We start from the raw sequence: 17,006 nt of genomic DNA, 5'->3' as shown, positions 1-17,006 counted from the left end.
TATTTAGCTTTAAATTCAGCAATTTACCTGGGTGTTGCGGGCTCGGTTCCGGTCTTGGACAGGACTCGAACCCGGCAGATTTCTGGCAAATTGGGCGCATTCTACTTAAAAAAAGTGGCATTTCAACGTCTTTTCTCAGATGAAATGCATCTAAATTCAATAAAAAAGCAACATTACCCATTATCTATGCACTCAATCGCTTTGCAACCCCCTCCCATGAAAGAAAATGAAAAACCACCACCAAAAGATGACGCCAAGCCAGCAATAGCGACAAAAACAAACAAAAAAACCAATCAAAACAATGACATTTATTTTTACACAAAAAACATTAATGACAGATTTAACGCTTTTATGATGACAAGAGTGAACATGAAAAATGGAAAACGTTTTTTCGCGTTTGAATTTTTAGTCTTTTCTTGCTGGTGTAAAAAAATGGCTTTATCCGCCATAAAGATGCTCAAATCTGTTACCTGGTGATGACATTCAGGAAGGGAAAATCTGGCAGTTCACGCAATAGTGTGATTTATAAGGCATTCAGTTAAAAATTACAGGCAGCGTGTCTTTTTACACAAACTCTGGCTAACTGACAGCAAAAACCCCGGCAAGCCGGGGTTTTTCACTGGGGTAGCAGTAGTACGAAAGTGCCGCTCAGAGGCATCACTTGAGATTGAGCACATCCTGCATGTCATAAAGACCGGCACCCTGCTGACCAAGCCACTTGCCCGCCCGCACAGCACCGTTGGCGAAGGTCAGGCGGCTGGAGGCCTTGTGGCTGATCTCCACCCGCTCGCCGATATCGGCAAACATGACGGTATGCTCCCCCACCAGATCACCAGCACGAATGGTGGCAAAGCCGATAGTGTTGCGATCCCGCTCGCCAGTGATCCCCTCGCGGCCATAGACGGCGCACTCTTTCAGATCCCGGCCCAGCGTTTTGGCGACCACTTCCCCCATGGAGAGCGCGGTACCGGATGGCGCATCCACCTTGTGGCGATGGTGGCCTTCGATGATCTCGATGTCGGTGTAATCCCCCATCACCTTGGCGGCCTGCTCCAGCAGCTTGAACACCAGGTTGACCCCGACCGAGTAGTTGGAGGCGAACACGATACCGATCTGCTTGCCCGCCTCTTTCAGGGCGGCCTTGCCTGCATCGTCAAAACCGGTGGTGCCGATCACCATCTGCTTGTGGTGGGCCAGCGCAAAGGCCAGATTGGCCAGCGTCACCTCGGGACGGGTGAAGTCGATGATAAGATCAAACTCATCGCGCACCTTGTCCAGACTGTCGCTGATGGCCACACCCAGATGGCCCAGCCCATTGAGCTCACCGGCATCGAGACCGATCACCGCCGAACCCGGCCGCTCCAGTGCAGCACCAACCACCACGCCATCGGTGTTGGTGATGGCCTCCAGCAGCACCTTGCCCATACGACCATTACAGCCCATCACGGCCACACGGATCGGATTGTCCATCTCCACCCTCTCATCTCTTTTAATTATGGAAAGAGACCGTTTTACCAGCCCGCGCCGGGTTTGAAAAGCCATGATGCCACCACTCCTTGCTGCACTCGCCAACGGCAGCGCCCACTGGCTGGCCAAGAACTTCCTTTTGGTCACAGGCCGTTTTTCATCGTCTCACTCCATCATTTGGCAGACCGGGTGCCATCTGATAGGTTCGAACGAGTGAAATGCCAGCATAAGCAAAATCAGGGCAACGCCCGTGTCGATATCAAATGAGGTGCAAGGATGAGCGCAGGATTGCTGTTTGCTGTGGGGTTGGTATCACTGACCCTGGTCATGCTGGCCGCGGCTCTGCTGTTTGGCGGGCCGAGTCCGGCACCGGCGATGGCCAGCATCAACGACCCTTTCAAGGGGAGTGACTGGAGCAACATGCCACCTCTCTCAAGGTACCCGGCGCGTGACGGCACGCAGTTGGCCTATCGGCACTATGGCGCAGAGGGCAATACGAAGAACAACAAGGTCAAGGGCAGCGTGGTACTGGTTCACGGCTCTTCTGCCAGCAGTCAGAGCATGCACAAGATGGCGAACGCCTTTTCGCAAGCGGGATATGACGCCTACGCCCTCGATATTCGCGGCCATGGCGCATCGGGCAACAAAGGCACCATTTCCTACATCGGTCAGCTTGAAGACGATCTGGAAGATTTCATCAAGTCGGTAGCCCCCGGTAAGCCTGCAACACTCGTCGGCTTCTCGTCAGGGGGTGGCTTTGTGCTGCGCGTTACTGGCAGCACGAGACAAACCCTGTTCGAGAGCTATCTGCTGCTCTCCCCCTATCTTGGCCCCACCGCCGCCAACTACCGGCCCAACAGCGGTGGCTGGGTGCGTGTCGGCTTGCCTCGCCTCATCGCCCTGAGCATCCTCAACGGTTTCCATATTTCCGCACTCAACCATCTGACCGTGCTGAACTTTGCCCTTAATGATGAGGCGAAATCCCTGCTGACCCCCTCCTACTCCTTCAACCTTGCCTCTAACTTTCAGCCAGAGCGCGACTATCAGCAGAATTTACGCAATGTGCAACGCCCCTGCGCCGTGATCGCGGGTGCAAATGACGAAGCCTTCCAAACAGATCAACTTGAACCTGAGTTAAGACGTCTCGGCATCTCCTGGCCTGTAACCCTGCTGCCCGGTATTGGCCACATTCCGCTGACGCTGGAACAGGATGCTCTCGCGACAGCCGTTCAGGCGGTGGAGAAACTGACACAGTAACCACACAGCCCAGGTCTTGTGTCCACACGTTCTGGAAATATCCGCACCATGCTCACGTAGAGATAGAGAGAGGTGCGGCTGACGTTTGGCAGCGGGAGAAATCCCCAAGATGGCATGCAGAGATCTTATCGTTTCCCTCTTTCCTTATTAAAGGCACGCGATACCCCCAGATACCCGCTGACTGAGCCAGAACGACAATGAACAATAAACAGCACTAACTTCTTTTTCCGAATATTCTTTGGATATCTCAATAACACCAGAATCATCAAACAAAAACACCTATCCATCTGGACGTCTATCTTGACCAGGCGAGGTTGACTCACTACTGTGGGCACCCCAATGCGGCAGGATGCCCGCCCTGTTTTCCCCCTATCCCTATCCGATACAGGTACAAAGCAGTTTATGACAGGAGGTCATTGTTCAATTTCAGAGGAACACATGATCCAGATCCAACCCAGTGCCAGGGCCTTGTTGCCACTTCTGGTTTTTCTCGCACTCTTTATCGGTACCGGTACCTGGCTGACCCTGCAGGGGGTCGAATTCGCCTTCTATCAGCTGCCCGCTCCGGTTGCTGCCCTGCCTGCGGTGATGCTCGCCCTGCTGCTTGGCAAAGAGAGCTTCAACAGCAATCTGGAGACCTTCTTCAAGGGGGTCGGCCACAGCAATATCATGGCGATGTGCCTTATCTATCTGCTAGCGGGCGCCTTTGCCAGCGTGGCCAAGGCCACCGGCGGCGTTGATGCCACCGTGGCGCTGGGCCTGTCGCTCATCCCTGGCTGGGCGCTGTTGCCCGGGCTGTTCCTCATCTCTGCCTTTATTGCTACCGCTATGGGCACCTCCATGGGCACCATAGGTGCCGTGGCGCCGGTCGCGCTGGGCGTGGCGCAGGCGGCCGGTATCGATCCGGTGCTGATGGCAGGCACCATTCTCTCCGGCGCCATGTTTGGCGATAACCTCTCCATCATCTCCGACACCACCATAGCAGCAACCCGCAGTCAGGGGTGCGAGATGAAGGACAAGTTCCGCGAGAACTTCAAGATTGCGGCCCCTGCCGCCATCGCGGTGATCCTGCTCTATCTGACCCTGGGCTCAGTGGGTGAATCCCCTGCCAGCGGCAGCGCCATCGAGCTGTTCAAGGTGATGCCTTATCTGCTGATCCTGGGGCTGGCGCTCGCCGGGGTGAATGTGTTTGTGGTGCTGGGGATCGGCATTCTGGCCGCCGGAGTGGTGGGCATGATCAACGGCTACGCCATCGGTCAGTTCAGCAAGGATATCTATCAGGGCTTTACCGGCATGCAGGAGATCTTCCTGCTCTCCATGCTGATCGGCGGCCTCGGCGCCCTGATGGAGCGTCAGGGTGGTCTGGCCTGGATCAGCGAGCGCATCAGCGCCCTGATTGCCCGTTTCACGCGCGAGCACAATGGTGAACAGAACGAGAAAGCGGCCGAGCTCGGCATCGCCGGGGTGGTGAGCCTCACCAACCTCTGCACCGCCAACAACACGGTGGCTATTATCGTCGCCAGCAAGGTAGCCCGGGATCTGGCCGAACACCACGGTGTCACCCCGCGCCGCGCCGCCTCCATGCTCGATATTTTCTCCTGCGTGGTACAGGGTCTGATCCCCTGGGGCGCACAGGCGCTGCTGCTGGGATCCATCTTCGCCCTGTCGCCGTTGGCGGTGGTGAGCATGAGTTTCTACCCGATGGCGCTCGCGGTGGCGGCACTGATTGCCGTGTTCGTGAAGCACCAGATGCGCGGCAAGGCTGACAAGTAACAGGATAACGTCCATGCGTTTCTACACAGGATTAGCGCTCGCGGTAGCGGCACTCATTGCAGTGTTTGTGAAGCACCAGATGCGCGGCAAGGCTGACAAGTAACTGACCAGAGTCTGGCGCGCCGACATGCTGTCAACAGGGGCCACACCCTGGCCCTTGTTGACTCACTAACGGATCAGCCAGCATTTATCCCACCGTTCCGGGCATCAGCCGTCCGGGGCGGGAGTTCCCCTGTCCCCCTTAACGTCAAGAGTGAATGTGCTAAGGTAGAGCGCGTTCAAGCCATCGATGCGCAGCTATACCAGAGGTTCCCCATGCATGAGTCCCAACCCGAACGTCAATCCCTGCGCCAACTGGTTCGTCAACGCCGCAAAAATCTGAGTCCGGCCGAGCAGCAGGCGGCGGCCCAACAGCTGCTGGCCCAGTTCAAGCAACACCCCGAGATCCTCGCCGCCAAACGCATTGCCCTCTATCTGGCCAATGACGGGGAGATCAACCCCTTGCCCACCATCCATTGGCTGTGGGCCCAGCACAAAGAGGTCTACCTGCCGGTGCTCCACCCCTTTACCCCGGGGCACCTGCTCTTTTTGCGCTATACCGCCACCAGCCCCATGGTGCGCAACCGCTACGGCATCGAAGAGCCGGAGCTGGATATCCTGCAGGTGGTGCCCCACAGCACGCTCGATCTTATCTGCACCCCGCTGGTCGCCTTCGATGCCCAGGGCAATCGTCTTGGCATGGGGGGCGGCTACTACGATCGCACTCTCGCCATCTGGCATGAGCACAAGCTGGGCCCCAAGCCGCTCGGCATTGCCCACGACTGCCAGCAGGTAGATGCGGTCCCGCAAGAGGAGTGGGATGTGCCGCTGCCCCAGATCATCACCCCGAGCCACTGCTGGCGCTTTGAATAAGCTGTTTTTGGCCAGCAGCCCCGGCTTTGCGCGCGCAAACGCAGAATAAACAGGCAAACGATTTACAAAGTCCCTCTTTTTGCCCCGGAACGTGAGCAACAAGGTCGCGACGGGGTACCGGGTTGGATATAATGCGCCCGCTTTTTTCTTAAGGAACGATCATGACTCAAGATGAAATGAAGAAGGCGGCCGGTTGGGCTGCGCTCAAGTATGTGGTTCCCGGCACCATCGTCGGGGTGGGCACCGGCTCTACCGTCAACCACTTTATCGACGCGCTGGCGACCATGAAGGACGAGATCAAGGGGGCGGTATCCAGCTCCGTGGCCTCTACCGAGCGCCTCAAGGGCTTCGGCATCACCGTATATGATCTCAACGAGATCGACGCCCTCTCCGTCTATGTGGATGGCGCCGACGAGATCAACGCAACCCGCGACATGATCAAGGGCGGTGGCGCAGCCCTGACCCGCGAGAAGATTGTTGCCGCCGTCGCTGACAAGTTCATCTGCATCATCGACAACACCAAGACCGTCGACGTGCTGGGCCAGTTCCCGCTGCCGGTGGAAGTGATCCCGATGGCCCGCGAATACGTGGCCCGCGAAATTCGCAAACTGGGTGGCAACCCGGTGTGGCGTGAAGGCGTGGTCACCGACAACGGCAACCACATTCTGGATGTGAAAGGCATGGCCATTACCGACGCCAAGGCGCTGGAAGTACGACTGAACGCCATTGTTGGTGTGGTCACCAACGGCCTGTTCGCCGCGCGCGGCGCCGATGTTGTTCTGATCGGTACGCCGGACGGCGTGATTACCCAGTAATCCCGACACCGGTAGCACAGTGCAGCGGCATCCTCCCTCGCTCGCCAGCGCCACTCTGCCACCTCTGACGCAGCAGCGGCGTTGATTGAGCCCCGGGATGGGATATGACCCAAACATTGCACTGTGAATAAATGGCGGCGCCTGATGGCGCCGTTTTTATTTATCCCTCAACAAGTTGCATACGGATGTTTACAACATTCGTTGATAACTTCAAAGAATTTGACTTTCGTCACAAATATTCCCTCTCCCAAACGTTTTTGCTACTTTACGGTTTTCTTCGCACACCAAATCTGCACTTACGTTTGCACATACAGAGGGATCGTCATGACTGCCAAGTTTTCGTTGGACAAGGATAAAATCAAGGTTCTGCTGCTGGAGGGGGTTCACCCCAACACCGTAGAGACCTTTCGTGCTGCAGGTTACACCAGTGTGGAGTATCTCAAGACCTCGCTCTCCGAAGAGGAGCTGATCGAGCAGATCCGCGACGTCCATTTCATCGGGCTGCGCTCCCGCACCCAGATCACCGAGAAAGTGCTCGACGCCGCCAGCAAACTGGTCGCCATCGGCTGCTTCTGCATCGGTACCAACCAGGTCGAGCTGGAAGCGGCCCAGATCCGCGGTATTCCGGTCTTCAACGCCCCCTTCTCCAACACCCGCTCGGTTGCCGAGCTGGTTCTGGGTGAGATCCTGCTGCTGCTGCGCGGCATCCCCGAGAAAAACGCCAAGTGCCATCGCGGCGTGTGGGAAAAACTGGCCAACCGCTCGGTGGAAGCGCGCGGCAAGAAGCTCGGCATCATCGGCTACGGCCACATCGGTACCCAGCTTGGCATCATCGCCGAAAGCATCGGCATGAAGGTTTATTACTACGATATCGAGAACAAGCTCTCGCTGGGTAACGCCATTCAGGTGCCGAGCATGGTCGAGCTGCTCAATATGTCTGACGTCATCAGCCTGCACGTGCCGGAAACCGCCTCCACCAAGAACATGATCGGTGCCGAGCAGCTGCGGATGATGAAACCGGGCGCCATCTTTATCAACGCCGCCCGCGGTACCGTGGTGGATATCGATGCGCTGGCTGACGTCATCAAGAGCGGCCATATTGCCGGCGCTGCCATCGACGTCTTCCCGGTCGAGCCCAAGTCCAACGACGAGGAGTTCCAAAGCCCGCTGCGCGGGTTGGAGAACGTCATCCTGACCCCGCACATCGGTGGCACCACCCATGAAGCGCAGGAGAACATCGGGCTGGAAGTGGCCAACAAGCTGGTCAAATACTCCGACAACGGCTCCACCCTCTCCGCCGTCAACTTCCCGGAAGTGTCGCTGCCGGGCCACAAGGGCTCCAGCCGCCTGCTGCATATTCACCGCAACCAGCCGGGCGTGATGAACCAGATCAACCAGATCTTCGCCGAAGAGGGGATCAACATCGCCGGTCAATACCTGCAGACCAGCAGCCATATCGGTTACGTGGTGATCGACGTGGAGACGGAGCACAGCGAGAAGGCGCTCGCCAAGCTCAAGGAGATCAACGGCACCATCCGTGCCCGCATCCTCCACTGATAGCCCCTTATCTGCGCAGCAAAAAGCCCGTCGTGATGACGGGCTTTTGTATGAAGCAGAACCTCAAAGCAGCGTGATGGCTTACCACCACCCCAACAGGTTGCGGCCCACCAGCGCGCCCCACACCAGGGCATTGAGGGCCAACGCGATAAAGACGGCGGCAGAGCCCAAATCCTTGGCGCGACCGGAGAGCTCATGATGCTCGGAGCCAACCCTGTCTACCACAGCTTCAATGGCGGAGTTGAGGATCTCGACGATCACCACCAGCCAGCTGATGACGATAAGCAGCAGGATCTGGTTGAGGGAATCGCCAATCCAGAAGGCAAGTGGCATCAGCAACAGGATCAGCATCAGCTCCTGCCGAAACGCCGCCTCGTTAATCCAGGCTGACTTGAGCCCCTTCATGCTGTAACCGGTTGCGTTGATGATGCGGGTGACCCCGGTTGCCCCTGGCTTTGCCACGCTATCTACCTCATTTGGAATCGATTTTGGCCTCACATCCTATCAGAGCCCCCCAAGGTTTCAATCAGGGGACTTTTGCTTTATTTTATCTCTTTGCTTTTTCGCCCCTTGCGGCTGACACCACCCACTCGAGACTTGAGTTGTATGTCCATTCACACAGATGAATTGCGCACCCGTCGCCTGGAGTCACTGATCACTCCGAGCGAGCTTGCACACGCGTTTCCGATCACCGATACCATTGCCCAGAATCTGCTGGATGCCCGTCGCGAAGTGGAAGCCATTCTGGCCGGAGACGATCAGCGCCTGCTGGTCATTGTCGGCCCCTGCTCTATTCATGATCCCGCTGCTGCTCGCGAGTATGCCCAGCGCCTCAATGCCCTGCGCGAGCAGTATAAAGAGAGCCTCTGCATCGTGATGCGCACCTATTTCGAGAAGCCGCGCACCATCGTCGGCTGGAAAGGGCTGATCAACGATCCTCGCCTCGATGGCAGCTTCGACGTCAACGAAGGGCTGAAACTGGCGCGCAAACTGCTGGTCGACATCAACGAGATCGGCATGCCAACCGCCACCGAATTCCTCGATATGGTGACCGGCCAGTATATTGCCGACCTCATCACCTGGGGCGCCATCGGCGCACGCACCACCGAATCCCAGGTACACCGCGAGATGGCTTCGGCCCTCTCCTGCCCGGTTGGCTTCAAGAACGGCACCGACGGCAATACCCGCATCGCCATCGATGCGGTGCGCGCCGCCCGTCACAGCCACATCTTCTATTCGCCGGACAAGGACGGCAAGATGACCATCTACCGCACCGCTGGTAACCCCTTTGGTCATGTGATCCTGCGTGGCGGCCACCGACCCAACTACGACACCGCCAGTGTCGATGAAGCCTGTGAAGCGTTGGCCGATGTGGGCCTGCCGGAGCGTCTGGTGGTCGATTTCAGCCATGGCAACAGCATGAAGGATCACCGCCGTCAGCTGCTGGTGGCGCAAGATATCTGCGATCAGCTGCGCCGCGGCCGTACCGGCATCGCCGGTATCATGGCCGAGAGCTTCCTGGTGGAAGGGCGGCAGGATGTGGAGAACGGCTGCGCCGCCACCTTCGGCCAGAGCATCACAGATGCCTGCTTGTCGTGGAGCGACACCGAAACCCTGCTGGCGATGCTGGCAGAGGCGGCGCAGGTGCGCCTGAGCAAACAGGCTTGAACTGCGAATAAAACCAATGGGGCCGGTATTTTTGATACCGGCCCCTTCTTCTTGCTGTCAGCCGATTACGCTTCGCTAATCGGCCCTACATGCGCCCTCTTTCCTGTACACCCTACTTACAAACTGGGCATAAACCACACGCGCCCCGCAGCTTCGATGCGGTCGGTGCGGATCTGGAATACCTGCGCCAGCAGCGCCTCATCCACCAGCTCGACACCCCCTTCGCGCACCACCGTGCCCCCTTGCAGGCAGAGAATGCGGTCGGCCCAGTCGATGGCCAGATTGATATCGTGGATGGCGAGCACCACCAGCAAGCCCTGCCCGGCCAGGGTTTTCAGCAACCGCAATAGCGCCAGCTGGTGATGCAGGTCGAGCCCCGCCAGCGGCTCGTCCAGCAGCAGCACCTTGCCGGTCGGATTGAGGCCCGGCCACACCTGCAGCAGGGTGCGGGCAATCAGCACCCGCTGCTGCTCGCCCCCCGACAACCTGCTGAAGTCACGAGCCAGCAAAGCTTCCAGCTCCAATGCCTCGCACAATGCATTTATCGCCTCGTTCTGTCTGGCAGGTGCAACCATCTCATCGAGCCCCAGGCTCAACACCTGAAACACCGGAATATGAAACAGCTGGGGCTGACGCTGGGGCAGCATGGCGCGCCGTTTGGCAAGCTCGGGCCAACTCATGTCAGTAAGCACTTCCCCCCCAGCAGCACTGTGCCATCGGCGGATAAAATCCCCGCCAGCGCCCCGAGCAGGGTCGACTTGCCACTGCCATTGGGGCCAAGCAGCGCCACCAACTGGCCGCCATGCCAGCGGATATCTAGAGGAGAGAGCCGTCCGGCAATGGCGAGTGCGCGCGCCTCCAGCAGCGGCGCAGCAGCACGAGAAGAAACCGGCATGGGATCAGCGGGTGACATCGGCATCTTGCCTCAACAACGGGTAAATAAGGAGACTGCGCGCCCCGACCAAATCATGCAGATATTCATGCAGCACCATCGGCAGTTTGCCTCAATAGCAGGTAGATAAAGAGCGGCGCCCCCACCGAGGCGGTGATGACGCCGATAGGCAACTCCCCCGCGCTCAGGGTGGATCGAGCAACCAGATCGGCCGCCAGCAGCAGGGCCCCGCCGCCAAGCGCCGAGGCAGGCAGCAGAAAGCGCTGATCGCTGCCACCGCAGAGCCGCAGCAGATGGGGCACCACCAACCCGACAAAACCGATGACACCACACAACGACACCGCCACACCGGTCAGCAGACAGACCGCCAGCACCAGCCGCACCCGCAACTTGTCGACATCCATCCCCATCAGGCGGGCCTGGGTCTCCCCCAACAACAACTGTTGCAGCGCCTTGCCCTGCCAGCAGAGCCAGCCCAGGGTGAGCGGCAGCACCAGCCACCACCAGCCGAACTGCTGGCTGCCGTAAGAGAGGCTGCCCATCATCCAGAACATGAATTCACGCAAGGAGCCATCATCGGCAAAGTACATCAACCAGGTCATGGCGGCATTGGTGAGAATGCCGATGGCGACGCCAAACAATAGCAAGCGGGCATGGCCGAGACGCGCCCGACGAGCCAGCCGAATGAGCAGCATGGTCACCAGCAGGGCGCCACCGAAGGCCGCCAGCGACAGCCCCCAGCCAGGCAGATAGAGGCCGAGGGACTTGGCCACCGCCATCGCAACCATGGCAGCCAGTCCTGCTCCGCTTGAAACGCCAAGCAGCCCGGGTTCGGCTACCGGGTTGTGCAGCATCACCTGCAATACGGCGCCGCCACAAGCGAGCGCGGCGCCAGCCAAGAGGGCCAGCAGGGCGCGCGGCAGGCGCAGCTCCAGCAGGATGCGCTGTTCGAGATCGCCAAGGGGCTGCCAGGGCAGCAGCACAAACTCGCCCCAGACGAGGGAGAAGAGAAACAGCAGCAGGGTCAGCAGCGTCAGGCCACAGAGCCAGCGCCGCTGCCAGCGCTGCTGGCGGGCGATAAGCGAGAGGTACAAGGAGGATCCCCGAATAACAAGGCTTCCCCCGGCCCTGTCGCAGCGCCGGGGGAGAAGCAGGAAAATGGCATGATAACAGTGGCTTGCCACCCAAGGTCAAGGCTGGTAACGCTTGGCCATCACGCTTATCTCGCCGCTGGCCACCAGATTTTGCAGCGCCACCAGCAAGGGCTGGCGCAGCGACTGGTGAGGTGAGTGCTTGCTCATCCCCAGATAGAGGGTCACCGGCGTGGCGGGACGGTAGTCCGCCTTGCCTATCCGGCTGGCATTTCCCTGACTCAGGGCATAGTCCACCTGACAGTCGGTACCGATCATCAGCGGCAGGTGACCACGCTGCACCATGCGCAGCAGCTGATCTTCGGTAGGTACTCCGTGCTTGTCGAGGCGGCTGTCACTGTTGAAGGGCTCAAAGTAGGCGGAGTTGAGCACATAGCCCACCTTCACCCCCTGCAGATCGCGGTATTGGTGGATCCGGGCCACATTGACCGGCTGACCATAAAACGCGGGCCAGCACTGGTAGTAGGCAGGCTGCAGATAGTCGATAAACTGCGCCCGCTCGGCGGTATAGGCGAGACCAATCATCAGATCGACCTGGCCGGTCTGCATCTGCTTGAGCGCCCTGCCCCACGGCATCCGCCGTACCTGCAACTCAATGCCGCTCGCCTGTTGCAACCGGCGCAGGATGTCCATGTCGAGCCCCTGCAACCGGCCATCCGCTTGCAGGATGCGAAATGGCGGCCACAGATCGGTGGCCACCGTCAGCGTCGGGGCCGCACGCAACGGCATGGCAAATAACAGTAACAACACAATCCCGCATAACTTGCCCATCCCGTCGCATACCTCGCACGGCTTATCCTGTTGGTTAAAAATACCCTCCCGCACCACGTATGAAAACCCGTGGTTCAGGGATAAAATGCGCCGGATTTTCAAGGAGAACCCTATGAACCCGATTTTCACCAGTATCGGTCTGCTGCTCTGCAGCAACGTCTTTATGACCTTCGCCTGGTACGCTCACCTCAAGAGCATGAACCATAAACCCTGGATCATTGCCGCCCTGGTGAGCTGGGGTATCGCCCTGTTCGAATACCTGCTGCAAGTGCCCGCCAACCGCATCGGCCATACGGTGATGAGCGTGGGCCAACTTAAAATCCTGCAAGAAGTGATCACACTCACCGTATTCGTCCCCTTCTCTATCTTCTATCTCAAGGAAGATCTGAAATGGGACTATCTCTGGGCAGGGCTCTGCATTCTCGGTGCGGTCTTTTTTGTCTTTCGCGAGAAACTGACCGGCGCCTGAGGCTGTACACTCAATATCATCCCGCTCATGGCATCTCATTGATCGACGAGGCAAAAAAATGGAATTGCGAGACATGTTACAGATCCTGGCCAAGCAGGATGGCTCAGACCTCTATCTGTCGACCGGCGCGCCCCCCTGCGCCAAATTTAACGGCGGCCTGCGCCCCCTCAACGAAACGCCGCTGGAACCGGGTGAAGTGGCGCGGATCGCCGCCGAGATCATGGATGGCGAGCAGAAGCAGCAGTTCGAGAAGGATCTGGAGATGAACCTCGCCATCTCCCTGCCCCAGATCGGCCGCTTTCGGGTCAACATCTTCAAGCAGCGCAACGAAGTCTCTCTTGTGGCCCGCAACATCAAGACCGAAATCCCCCGCTTTGAAGATCTCAAACTCCCGCCTGTGCTGCTCGACACCATCATGGAGAAACGCGGTCTGGTGCTGTTTGTCGGCGGTACCGGCTCGGGTAAATCCACTTCGCTGGCGGCGCTTATCGACCATCGCAACCGCAACAGCGGTGGCCACATCATCACCATCGAGGATCCGGTGGAGTTCGTTCATCGTCACCGCAAGAGCATCATCAACCAGCGGGAGGTGGGGGTAGATACCCGTAGCTTCCATGCTGCCCTGAAAAACACCCTGCGTCAGGCGCCGGACGTCATTCTTATCGGCGAGATCCGCGATCGCGAGACCATGGAACATGCGCTGGCCTTCTCCGAAACCGGCCACCTTGCCATCTCCACCCTGCACGCCAACAACGCCAACCAGGCGCTGGATCGCATCATCAACTTCTTCCCCGAGGAGCGCCGCCCCCAGCTGCTCAACGATCTGGGCAACAACCTCAAGGCTTTTGTCTCCCAGCGGCTGGTGAAAACCACCGATGGCGGTCGCCGGGCCGCAGTGGAGATCATGCTCGGCACCCACACCATCCGCGACATGATCAAGCGCGGCGAATTTGGCGGCCTCAAAGAGGTGATGGAAAAATCCAAGGCCCTCGGCATGGTTACCTTCGACAGTGCACTGTTCGATCTGGTGGTGGAAGGGGTAATTGAGGAAGAAGAGGCGGTGAAGAACGCCGACTCGGCCAACAACCTGCGCCTCAAGATCAAGCTGTGGAAGGAGAAGGGGCAGATTGCCAGCAGCAGCGATGCCACCGGCTGGAGCCTCGAACCCACCAAGGACGAGAAGGGCGATTTTTTCTAACCTGCCCCTCGAGAACCCCGGGCCAGCCGGGGTTTTCTTTATCCCGCACGGCTGACCCGACTTATCCCTCAGCTCACGCAGCTCACAGCCAGTCAGCACCAACGGCGAACGCGCTGGCAATACGCCACATACTCGTCGCCGAAACGGGCGCGCAGCAGCCGCTCCTCCGGCATGATCTGAAAGCGGGTCAGCCAGGCCACCAGCACGATTGGCCCAACCCAGACCCAACTTCCACCGAGATAACAGCCCCAGGCGGCCAGCCAGCAGAGCAGCCCCAGATACATGGGATTGCGACTGACACGATAGACGCCACAGGTCACCAGACGACTGGTGTGCTGAGGTTTGGTGGGGCTGACCGTGGTCTGGTGGTGACGAAACCGTTGCAGGGCACCAAAGCCCATGATGGCCCCCGCCACTACCAGCACAGCCATCAGCGTCATTGCCCAGATGCCTGGCTGGCTCTCCCCTCTTAGCCACCACATGGCCCCGGCACAGAGCAGGAAGATCAGCGGTGGTGGCAAACGTAACTCAAGATTGACCATTTTATTCCCCTGACGAGTGTCGGCCGAACCCGTGTTGCGGTAGACTCCCAACCAGTCAGCGCCTGTTGAGAGTGACAAAGATCATAATAATAACAACAAGTTGTGATTAAACCACCACCAATGTGGCCGACCCCGTCCAAACTATCCAACGCGAACAACAAAAAGGAATCACCATGCACAAGAAAACTCTGCTGGCTACCCTGATCTTCGGCCTGCTCGCGGGCCAAGCCGTTGCGGCTCCCTATCTGCCCCTTGCGACGGATCATCGCAACGGCCAGGAGCAAACCGCCAGCAACGCCTGGTTGGAAGTGGATCTGGGCGCCTTTGAACACAATATCCAGACCCTCAAGGATCGCCTCGGCGACAAGGGCCCGCAGATCTGCGCCATCATGAAGGCCGACGCTTATGGTCATGGCATCGACCTGCTGGTCCCCTCCGTGGTCAAGGCCAATATCCCCTGCATCGGCATCGCCAGCAACGAAGAGGCGCGCGTCGCCCGCGAGAAGGGCTTTACCGGCCGTCTGATGCGGGTACGTGCCGCCACTCCGGATGAAGTAGAGCAGGCCCTGCCCTACAAGATGGAGGAGCTGATCGGCAGCCTCGTAAGTGCCCAGGGTATCGCCGAGATCGCCCAGCGCCACCACACCGCCATTCCGGTGCATATTGCGCTCAACTCCGCCGGCATGAGCCGCAACGGCATCGACCTGCGTCTGGCCGATGCCAAGCAGGATGCGCTGGCTATGCTCAAGCTCAAGGGGATCACCCCGGTCGGCATCATGACCCACTTCCCGGTTGAGGAGAAAGAGGACGTCAAGATGGGGCTGGCCCAGTTCAAACTGGACTCCCAGTGGCTGCTGGAAGCGGGCAAGCTGGATCGCAGCAAGATCACCATCCACGCCGCCAACTCCTTCGCCACCCTGGCCGTGCCGGACGCCTACTTCGACATGGTGCGCCCGGGTGGCCTGCTCTACGGTGATTCCATCCCCTCCCACACCGAGTACAAGCGGGTGATGGCATTCAAGACACAGGTCGCCTCTGTCAACCACTATGCCGCGGGCAACACCGTCGGTTATGACCGCACCTATACCCTCAAGCGTGACTCCTGGCTCGCCAACCTGCCGCTGGGCTACTCCGACGGTTATCGCCGCTCCCTCAGCAACAAAGCCTATGTGCTGATCCAGGGTCAGAAGATGCCGGTGGTCGGCAAGACTTCCATGAACACCATCATGGTGGATGTGACTGATCTGAAAGGGGTGAAACCCGGCGACGAGGTGGTGCTGTTTGGCCGTCAGGGTGACGCCGAAGTGAAACAGGCGGATCTGGAGGAGTACAACGGCGCCCTGCTGGCGGATATGTACACCATCTGGGGCTACACCAACCCCAAGAAGATCAAACGCTGATCACGCGATATGAAAAAGGGCTCCCGCGGGAGCCCTTGTTGTTATTGCTTCATTGTCTGCCGCGCTCAAGCGGCCTTTTTTCGGGTCACAAACAGACTCAGCCCCATGGATGCCAGCAGGATCAACGCGACTACGCCCAGTGCTATGCCGGTCGGGATCTTGAAGATATCCAGCAGCAGCATCTTGACCCCGATAAACATCAGGATCAGTGCCAGACCGTATTTGAGCAGGGCGAAGCGATCAGCCACACCCGCCAGCAGGAAGTACATGGCACGCAGACCCATGATGGCGAAGATGTTGGAGGTCAGCACGATGAAGGGATCCGTGGTCACCGCAAAGATGGCAGGGATACTGTCCACCGCGAAGATGAGATCGCTCACCTCCACCAACACCAGAATGAGCAGCAGCGGGGTGGCATAGCGCACGCCGTCACGCCAGACGAAGAACTTCTCCCCTTCCAGGGTCTCGGTCACCTTGAAGCGACGGCGCATCCAGCCCAGCAACGGGTTGTTGGCCAAGTCCGGCTCCTTGTCGGCCGCCCACAGCATCTTGGCACCGGTCAGCAGCAGGAAAGCGCCAAACAGATAGAGGATCCAGTGGAACTGCTCGATGAGCCAGCTGCCCGCGAACACCATACCGGCACGCATCACGATGGCACCCAGTACCCCGTACAGCAGCACCCGGCGCTGCAGCTCGGCTGGAATGGCAAAGTAGCCGAACAGCATCAGCCAGACGAAGACGTTGTCTACTGCCAGCGCTTTCTCGATGAGGTAGCCGGTGAGGAACTCCAGTCCCTTCTGGTTGGCAATTTCACGGCCCGCGCTGTGATCCAGCCAGAGCCAGATAGCCAAGTTGAAGAGCAGCGCCACGCTGACCCAGATGAGGGACCAGACGCCCGCCTCTTTGAGGGACACCTTGTGTGACTTGCCGCCACCGACAAAGCGTATGTCTATCCATAACAGGACCAGCACTATGCTGAAGAAACCGGTCCACATCCACCATTCACCCATTTTCACTTCTCCCAAAAACGACAAAACCCACGACCGAGAGGCGTGGGTTTGCGTTTGGAGCAGATACACCTTGCCTCTCGGCAAGGTCTCACTTACAGCTGATTTGCATCGACTGCCCGGCTGC

General features: G+C 58.7%; 16 protein-coding genes and 1 pseudogene. 10 read left to right on the top strand and 7 right to left on the bottom strand.

Annotated elements, in window-relative coordinates; genetic code table 11:
• Positions 1–54: 54 nt before the first annotated feature.
• The gene (locus ACTG2T_RS17450; protein ID WP_330124853.1) at positions 55–477 is read left to right on the top strand and encodes a hypothetical protein; all 423 of its coding nucleotides are present in this window, start codon (positions 55–57) and stop codon (positions 475–477) included.
• A 180-nt stretch (positions 478–657) separates the two neighbouring features.
• On the opposite strand, the gene dapB is transcribed toward ACTG2T_RS17450, so the two are convergent.
• A complete protein-coding gene (dapB, locus tag ACTG2T_RS17445) occupies positions 658–1,470 on the bottom strand; it encodes a 4-hydroxy-tetrahydrodipicolinate reductase (RefSeq protein ID WP_005347132.1) in 813 nt (270 codons plus the stop codon).
• A gap of 273 nt (positions 1,471–1,743) precedes the next feature.
• Here dapB and ACTG2T_RS17440 point away from each other — a divergent pair, with 273 nt between their 5' ends.
• From ACTG2T_RS17440 to serA, 5 genes are all read left to right on the top strand, one after another.
• Entirely contained in the window at positions 1,744–2,724 is a 981-nt protein-coding gene (locus ACTG2T_RS17440; protein WP_330124852.1) for an alpha/beta hydrolase, read from the top strand.
• 438 nt (positions 2,725–3,162) lie between these two features.
• Entirely contained in the window at positions 3,163–4,497 is a 1,335-nt protein-coding gene (locus tag ACTG2T_RS17435; RefSeq protein ID WP_042056531.1) for a Na+/H+ antiporter NhaC family protein, read from the top strand.
• Positions 4,498–4,812: 315 nt separating this feature from the next.
• On the top strand, positions 4,813–5,409 hold the full coding sequence (locus ACTG2T_RS17430) for a 5-formyltetrahydrofolate cyclo-ligase (RefSeq protein WP_005337635.1): 597 nt from the start codon (positions 4,813–4,815) through the stop codon (positions 5,407–5,409).
• 161 nt (positions 5,410–5,570) lie between these two features.
• Complete coding sequence (gene rpiA / locus ACTG2T_RS17425; protein WP_005353106.1) at positions 5,571–6,224, top strand: ribose-5-phosphate isomerase RpiA; 654 nt, start codon at positions 5,571–5,573, stop codon at positions 6,222–6,224.
• Between the two features lie 324 nt (positions 6,225–6,548).
• Positions 6,549–7,781: a phosphoglycerate dehydrogenase gene (gene serA, locus ACTG2T_RS17420; RefSeq protein ID WP_033137987.1), complete on the top strand. Its 1,233-nt coding sequence runs from the start codon at positions 6,549–6,551 to the stop codon at positions 7,779–7,781.
• Positions 7,782–7,862: 81 nt separating this feature from the next.
• Here serA and ACTG2T_RS17415 read toward each other — a convergent pair whose 3' ends face one another.
• Positions 7,863–8,243 (bottom strand): diacylglycerol kinase, encoded by a 381-nt coding sequence (locus tag ACTG2T_RS17415; RefSeq protein ID WP_111899524.1) that lies wholly within the window; start codon positions 8,241–8,243, stop codon positions 7,863–7,865.
• Positions 8,244–8,387: 144 nt separating this feature from the next.
• Between ACTG2T_RS17415 and ACTG2T_RS17410 the strand changes: the two genes are divergently transcribed.
• Positions 8,388–9,449, top strand: a complete 1,062-nt coding sequence (locus tag ACTG2T_RS17410; RefSeq protein ID WP_064336455.1) for a 3-deoxy-7-phosphoheptulonate synthase — start codon at positions 8,388–8,390, stop codon at positions 9,447–9,449.
• 116 nt (positions 9,450–9,565) lie between these two features.
• Here the strand turns inward: ACTG2T_RS17410 and ACTG2T_RS17405 are convergent.
• From ACTG2T_RS17405 to ACTG2T_RS17395, 3 genes and pseudogenes are all read right to left on the bottom strand, one after another.
• A pseudogene (locus ACTG2T_RS17405) lies at positions 9,566–10,362 on the bottom strand (ATP-binding cassette domain-containing protein).
• Between the two features lie 65 nt (positions 10,363–10,427).
• Entirely contained in the window at positions 10,428–11,435 is a 1,008-nt protein-coding gene (gene btuC, locus ACTG2T_RS17400) for a vitamin B12 ABC transporter permease BtuC (RefSeq protein ID WP_330124851.1), read from the bottom strand.
• A gap of 96 nt (positions 11,436–11,531) precedes the next feature.
• Entirely contained in the window at positions 11,532–12,263 is a 732-nt protein-coding gene (locus ACTG2T_RS17395) for a substrate-binding periplasmic protein (RefSeq protein ID WP_019446655.1), read from the bottom strand.
• Positions 12,264–12,375: 112 nt separating this feature from the next.
• Between ACTG2T_RS17395 and ACTG2T_RS17390 the strand changes: the two genes are divergently transcribed.
• Positions 12,376–12,732, top strand: a complete 357-nt coding sequence (locus ACTG2T_RS17390; protein ID WP_005337656.1) for a DMT family protein — start codon at positions 12,376–12,378, stop codon at positions 12,730–12,732.
• 58 nt (positions 12,733–12,790) lie between these two features.
• A complete protein-coding gene (tapW, locus tag ACTG2T_RS17385; RefSeq protein WP_005353124.1) occupies positions 12,791–13,930 on the top strand; it encodes a type IVa pilus ATPase TapW in 1,140 nt (379 codons plus the stop codon).
• A 92-nt stretch (positions 13,931–14,022) separates the two neighbouring features.
• Here the strand turns inward: tapW and ACTG2T_RS17380 are convergent, their stop codons facing one another.
• Positions 14,023–14,472 carry a methyltransferase family protein gene (locus ACTG2T_RS17380; protein ID WP_107682327.1) on the bottom strand — a complete coding sequence of 150 codons (450 nt, stop codon included), beginning with the start codon at positions 14,470–14,472 and terminating at the stop codon, positions 14,023–14,025.
• A 173-nt stretch (positions 14,473–14,645) separates the two neighbouring features.
• On the opposite strand from ACTG2T_RS17380, the gene alr reads away from it, so the two are divergent.
• Complete coding sequence (gene alr / locus ACTG2T_RS17375) at positions 14,646–15,872, top strand: alanine racemase (RefSeq protein ID WP_330124850.1); 1,227 nt, start codon at positions 14,646–14,648, stop codon at positions 15,870–15,872.
• Positions 15,873–15,937: 65 nt separating this feature from the next.
• Here the strand turns inward: alr and ACTG2T_RS17370 are convergent, their stop codons facing one another.
• On the bottom strand, positions 15,938–16,882 hold the full coding sequence (locus ACTG2T_RS17370; RefSeq protein ID WP_005337664.1) for a TerC family protein: 945 nt from the start codon (positions 16,880–16,882) through the stop codon (positions 15,938–15,940).
• Positions 16,883–17,006 lie beyond the last annotated feature (124 nt).

The organism is Aeromonas sp. 75A (assembly GCF_051919425.1).
Taxonomy (GTDB): domain Bacteria; phylum Pseudomonadota; class Gammaproteobacteria; order Enterobacterales; family Aeromonadaceae; genus Aeromonas; species Aeromonas veronii.
The sequence above is the reverse complement of the archived record's forward strand: the minus strand, read 5'-3'. Positions and strand labels throughout refer to the sequence as shown.

What these genes read in the sequence shown, in the direction of transcription:
- dapB (WP_005347132.1), bottom strand. Translation starts at nt 1,470, where the DNA reads ATGGACAATCCGATCCGTGTGGCCGTGATGGGCTGTAATGGTCGTATG.
- ACTG2T_RS17440 (WP_330124852.1), top strand. Translation starts at nt 1,744, where the DNA reads ATGAGCGCAGGATTGCTGTTTGCTGTGGGGTTGGTATCACTGACCCTG.
- ACTG2T_RS17435 (WP_042056531.1), top strand. Translation starts at nt 3,163, where the DNA reads ATGATCCAGATCCAACCCAGTGCCAGGGCCTTGTTGCCACTTCTGGTT.
- ACTG2T_RS17430 (WP_005337635.1), top strand. Translation starts at nt 4,813, where the DNA reads ATGCATGAGTCCCAACCCGAACGTCAATCCCTGCGCCAACTGGTTCGT.
- rpiA (WP_005353106.1), top strand. Translation starts at nt 5,571, where the DNA reads ATGACTCAAGATGAAATGAAGAAGGCGGCCGGTTGGGCTGCGCTCAAG.
- serA (WP_033137987.1), top strand. Translation starts at nt 6,549, where the DNA reads ATGACTGCCAAGTTTTCGTTGGACAAGGATAAAATCAAGGTTCTGCTG.
- ACTG2T_RS17410 (WP_064336455.1), top strand. Translation starts at nt 8,388, where the DNA reads ATGTCCATTCACACAGATGAATTGCGCACCCGTCGCCTGGAGTCACTG.
- ACTG2T_RS17395 (WP_019446655.1), bottom strand. Translation starts at nt 12,263, where the DNA reads ATGGGCAAGTTATGCGGGATTGTGTTGTTACTGTTATTTGCCATGCCG.
- ACTG2T_RS17390 (WP_005337656.1), top strand. Translation starts at nt 12,376, where the DNA reads ATGAACCCGATTTTCACCAGTATCGGTCTGCTGCTCTGCAGCAACGTC.
- tapW (WP_005353124.1), top strand. Translation starts at nt 12,791, where the DNA reads ATGGAATTGCGAGACATGTTACAGATCCTGGCCAAGCAGGATGGCTCA.
- ACTG2T_RS17380 (WP_107682327.1), bottom strand. Translation starts at nt 14,472, where the DNA reads ATGGTCAATCTTGAGTTACGTTTGCCACCACCGCTGATCTTCCTGCTC.
- alr (WP_330124850.1), top strand. Translation starts at nt 14,646, where the DNA reads ATGCACAAGAAAACTCTGCTGGCTACCCTGATCTTCGGCCTGCTCGCG.
- ACTG2T_RS17370 (WP_005337664.1), bottom strand. Translation starts at nt 16,882, where the DNA reads ATGGGTGAATGGTGGATGTGGACCGGTTTCTTCAGCATAGTGCTGGTC.